Source organism: Roseibium sp. (assembly GCF_025698965.1).
Lineage (GTDB): Bacteria > Pseudomonadota > Alphaproteobacteria > Rhizobiales > Stappiaceae > Roseibium.
Window position 1 is genome coordinate 1 of record NZ_JAILWL010000475.1, and the last position, 4,940, is coordinate 4,940.

The window sequence follows — 4,940 nt, forward strand, 5'->3', positions numbered from 1 at the left end:
CAGATCACGCACAGGTGAACGGATAAGGCCGAAGCGTCACTTATCAGTGAAGCATGGTTCTTTTTACCGAGTTTAAGGTACATCTGGCTAAAAGAGAAGTATCACACATCCGGTGCTGCCGGGTTTGAAAGACGAAAATGGATCGGAAATGCTGGGGGATGAGGCCAAAATCATGAACGCGCCGAAGGAAACGGATCCGGCCGTTGAAACGCAGGCAACAAATTCGGTCTCCGGCAGGATCAAGAAATGGCTGCCGTTGGCCATTCTGGTCCTGTTGATGATTCTGGCGTTCTCCCAAGGTCTCCACAAACAGCTCACCTTGTCCAACCTGATAATGCGTCGGCAGGAACTTGCCGGGTTTGTCGATCAGAACATTGTCCTTGCGATTCTGACCTACATGATCGCTTACACGGTTTCAGTCGCACTTTCCTTTCCCGGCGCTTCCCTGCTGACGATCGCAGGCGGCTTTCTCTTCGGTTGGGTTCTCGGAGGATTTGCGACTGTTTTTGGCGCAACCGTTGGCGCCTGTGCGGTCTTTCTCGTCGCGCGTTCTTCCTTCGGCGAAGTTCTGACCAAACGAGCCGGTCCGTTTCTGTCCCGTCTGGCGGAAGGCTTCCGAAACGAGGCCTTCAACTATCTTCTGTTCCTCAGGCTGACGCCTATTTTTCCCTTCTGGCTCGTCAATATCGCACCCGCGATCTTTCAGATGCCCTTGTCGTCCTATGCCATTGCGACCTTTGTGGGCATCATTCCGGGAACATTCGCCTTCGCCTTCATCGGATCAGGACTGGATAGCGTTATTGAAGCGCAGGAGGCGGCCAATCCCGGGTGTGCGGCGGCGGGCACATGCCAGGTCGATGTCGCCGCGCTTGTCACGCCCCAGCTGCTGATCGCTTTTTTCGCTCTTGGAATAGCCAGTCTCATTCCGGTCGTCTTGAAAAAAGTCCGGTCTCGTTGACCCCGCCTTTACTGGAATCAAGCCCCTAATCGATAATGGACCTGAAGGAGCCCTGCATGGCAAAGCTGCTGACCCCGGATATTTGTGTGATCGGTGCCGGATCCGGCGGGCTGTCCGTTGCCGCAGCGGCAGCAGCATTCGGTGTAGATGTGGTTCTGATCGAAAAGGGGTTGATGGGCGGAGATTGCCTCAACTATGGCTGTGTGCCCTCCAAAGCCCTTCTTGCCGCCGGAAAGGCCGCGGTATCAAGCGCCAGAACAGAAAAATTCGGTATCTCGTCCGAAGGTCAAAAGATCGATTTCGCCAGGGCGAACGATCATGTGCGAGCCGTGATAGCAACGATCGAGCCGCATGATTCGCAGGAACGGTTCGAGGGGCTGGGCGTCACGGTGCTGCGCGAAACCGCAAAATTCACAGGGCCTGACACTGTTTTTGCGGGCGATAACGAGATCAAGGCCCGCCGTTTCGTTGTTGCAACCGGGTCCAGAGCCTTCATTCCAGCAATTCCGGGGTTGGATCAGGTTCCCTATCTGACCAACGAAACCCTGTTTGAACTGCGCGAGGCCCCGGAGCATCTCGCAATCATCGGAGCCGGACCAATCGGGCTCGAGATGGCGCAGGCGCATCGCCGTCTGGGGTCAAGGGTCACGGTGTTCGAGGCCCAGAAGGCGCTTGGAAAAGATGATCCGGAGCTAGCGGCAGTCGTCCTGAAGGCTCTCAGGGGCGAAGGCATTGAAATTCACGAAGAGACCAGCGTCGAGCAGGTTCAGCCGAATGGCGGCGGTGTCACCGTGTCGGCAAAAACAGGAGACGGATCGGCAATTGCGGTCGATGCCAGCCATCTGCTGGTCGCAACCGGACGGGCGGCCAATGTCGAGGGGATCGGGCTGGAAGCCGCCGGTATCGGTTTTGACCGGAAAGGCATCGCGGTCGACAAGGGGCTCAGGACGTCGAACCGGAAAGTATACGCGATCGGCGATGTGGCCGGAGGCCTGCAATTCACGCATGTCGCCGGACATCAGGCCGGTCTCGTGATCCGTTCGATCCTGTTCCGGATGCCGATTGGCATGAACGAAACCAGTATTCCCTGGGTAACCTATACCTCGCCCGAGCTCGGGCATATCGGCTTGAACGAAGCCGAAGCAAGGAAGACCCATGGAGACAGGGTCAAGGTGCTGAGCGCGACTTACAAGGGCAATGACAGGGCACAGGCCGAAGGCGAAACGGCAGGGCGCCTCAAACTGATTGCCGGACCCGGTGGCCGGTTGCTGGGCGCGGATATTGTCGGTGCTCAGGCCGGCGAGATTCTGAACCTTCTTTCGCTGGCTATGTCAAAAAAGATGAAGATGAAGGACCTTGCCGGCTTCGTTGCGCCTTATCCGACCCTCGGAGAGCTGGTGCGCCGCGCCGCAATTTCTTACTATGCGGAAATACCGAAGAAAACTTGGTTGCGCGGCCTGATCGGTATATTGCGTAAATTTGGATAGCTTATTGCCGGTTTGCCGCGAGGCACTGCAATGTTCGGGACGAAGCAACATGAAGCATGAAGGTGCGCCGGAAGGCGCCGTTGTCCCTTCAAAAGACAAGGACGGTCAAACCGTGGCCGGAGACAGCTACGGCAGGTACAGATATGGCGGACTGTCTGCAAAGCTCCTGTTGCTGACAGTCGTCTTCGTGATGCTTGCGGAAGTTTTCATCTATGTGCCGTCGATCGCCAATTTCCGAAACACCTGGCTGAGGGATCGTCTGACAACGGCAGGCGTTGCCGCCTCCGTGCTGGCGGAAACAAGCACCATCGCACCAAGGCTTCAGGAAGAGCTTCTCAAAACAACGGGAGCGGTGGCGATTTCGCTCGACCAGGGATCTCGGCGCAGCCTGATTGCAATGAGCAATGTGCCCGACGAGGTGGATTTCGTCGTCGATACGGCTGACATCTCGCCATGGTCGTCAATCGTCAGCGCTTTTGAAATCCTCACCTATCGTGGCGACGGTTTGATCCGGGTCGTCGGGCAGGGGCAGATGGGCCACACCCAGCGGGTGGATGTGGTTTTGCCGGTCAGCTTGCTGCAACAGGAGATGCTCGCCTTTTCCGGTCGCATTCTGGCGTTGTCGCTGGTGATCTCGGTGATCACTGCCGGCCTTGTCTATATTACGCTGCGGGCGTTGTTCATCCGGCCTTTGCGCCGGTTGACCAAGTCCATGGAGCGTTTCGCGGAAAATCCGGAAGACGCGTCCCGGATTATGAAAATTTCAGGTCGCCGGGACGAATTGGGAGACGCGGAAGTCCGCCTTGCCGCCATGGAAGAGGCTTTGTCCCGGGCTCTGAACCAGAAGCAGAGGCTGGCTGACCTTGGCCTTGCCGTTTCAAAGATCAACCACGACCTGCGCAATCTTCTGGCCTCCGCGCAACTGTTCCTGGAGCGCCTGGAACATGTACCGGATCCGACAGTCAGCAGGATCGCACCAAAGATCCTGGCGACGCTGGATCGCGCGGTCGGCTATACCCAGGCGGTGATGTCCTACGGCAAGGCGCAGGAAAAGGCTCCGCAACGCAGATTGCTTGCCCTCAAGAGGGTTGGTGACGATGTGGCGGATGTTTTGGGGCTCGCGGACCATGAAACCGTCAAGTTCGACAACAAGGTGCCGGAAGACATTGAAATCGATGCGGATCCCGAACAGATTTTCCGGGTGCTGCTCAACCTTGTGCGCAATGCATTGCAGGCGCTGGAATCGGAGCGCGACGGAACTCTGGTCCGGCGGATTACGCTGGAAGCAATGCGCGAAGGCAAATGCGTCCATGTCATGGTGTCCGACACCGGTCCCGGCATTCCGGACAATATCAAACAGGCTTTGTTCAAGGCGTTCCACAGCGGCTCGAAGAAGGGCGGGATCGGTCTTGGGCTGGCAATCGTCGCCGAGCTCCTCAAGGCGCATGGCGGTGGCATTCGGCTGGACGAGACGAAGCCGGGAACCTGTTTTTATCTCCAGGTTCCAGACCGGCCTTCATGAGCGGAAAGTTTTGCACAGGGCAGGGGAGTGTTCAGTGCAAGCTCCCAGGATTTCTGCGCGTTTTGGAGCGATGTGACAGTTCCTTGAAAAAAAGTTCAAAAAGTCCCTTGCAATCCCCTCAGGACCGCAGTAGGTAAGCGCCCTGTCCGGGGCGGACATCAACGCCCCGCGGAGCCAAGACGGTCAGTCAGGCAACCAAGCCAGATGACAAGGTCTTCGCCCTATACGCACCGGTAGCTCAGCTGGATAGAGCACCAGACTACGAATCTGGGGGTCGGGGGTTCGAATCCTCCCCGGTGCGCCATTAACTCATTGAAACAACTTATCAAATCAGGCGGATACCTGGCAGCTTTGGTGTTGCGACGCGTCTGATCGATCTCGTCGAGGACGTTGCCGTCCTGAGCGACTGCTCGCCAAAACCAGCATTTCCGGCCATGAACGCGCACCACGCTTCGTCAAAGTGCCAGATATCTCCCTTTCCTGGCCTCTTGCGGCGCAGTCTACGCGGACATTCGACTCCGAATTTCCGGCACCATCGGCGGACGGTCTCACAGAAATCGACAATGCCTCGTTCGAACAGCAGTTCCTCGACATTGCGCAGGTCAAGATTGAAATGGAAATAGAGCCAAACAGCACGTGCGATGATTTCAATCGGATAGCGGTGGTTCTTGTAGGCCGGGGCAGCTCTGTCCATGTACGCGCAGCTAAACAGAATTTATTGACAAAAAACACTGTGACAGGGCCACCTTCTCACACTTACTCAATATTGAGTTCTAAAGATGCCGGTGCAAGCAAAATGGTGCGGGAAGAAAGAGAACTCGCAGTTAGCAGTTCAATGGCCGGGCCAACCAGCTCGTCAGTATAAACGCCGTGTTGCGCTGACACTGCGACTCGGATTGCCAACCGACCTTGCTCAACAGGATCATCGAAGGACACTGCATCGACCACACCGCTTTGCAACCCTCTGCGAACG

The 4,940-nt window shown here is 56.8% G+C and carries 4 protein-coding genes, 1 tRNA gene and 1 pseudogene; 4 read left to right on the forward strand and 2 right to left on the reverse strand.

The window, feature by feature from the left end:
* Positions 1-124: 124 nt before the first annotated feature.
* From K5905_RS27355 to K5905_RS27370, 4 genes are all read left to right on the forward strand, one after another.
* The gene (locus K5905_RS27355; RefSeq protein WP_367187031.1) at positions 125-958 is read left to right on the forward strand and encodes a TVP38/TMEM64 family protein; all 834 of its coding nucleotides are present in this window, start codon (positions 125-127) and stop codon (positions 956-958) included.
* 56 nt (positions 959-1,014) lie between these two features.
* The gene (locus K5905_RS27360; protein ID WP_297590223.1) at positions 1,015-2,445 is read left to right on the forward strand and encodes an FAD-dependent oxidoreductase; all 1,431 of its coding nucleotides are present in this window, start codon (positions 1,015-1,017) and stop codon (positions 2,443-2,445) included.
* 49 nt (positions 2,446-2,494) lie between these two features.
* On the forward strand, positions 2,495-3,967 hold the full coding sequence (locus K5905_RS27365; protein ID WP_297590225.1) for a HAMP domain-containing sensor histidine kinase: 1,473 nt from the start codon (positions 2,495-2,497) through the stop codon (positions 3,965-3,967).
* Positions 3,968-4,194: 227 nt separating this feature from the next.
* Positions 4,195-4,271: transfer RNA gene (locus K5905_RS27370), tRNA-Arg, on the forward strand.
* Positions 4,272-4,308: 37 nt separating this feature from the next.
* Here the strand turns inward: K5905_RS27370 and K5905_RS27375 are convergent.
* Positions 4,309-4,661, reverse strand: a pseudogene (locus tag K5905_RS27375) (transposase); the annotation flags it as partial.
* Between the two features lie 62 nt (positions 4,662-4,723).
* Positions 4,724-4,940: hypothetical protein (locus K5905_RS27380; RefSeq protein WP_297590226.1), on the reverse strand; the 217-nt coding region annotated here is incomplete at its 5' end.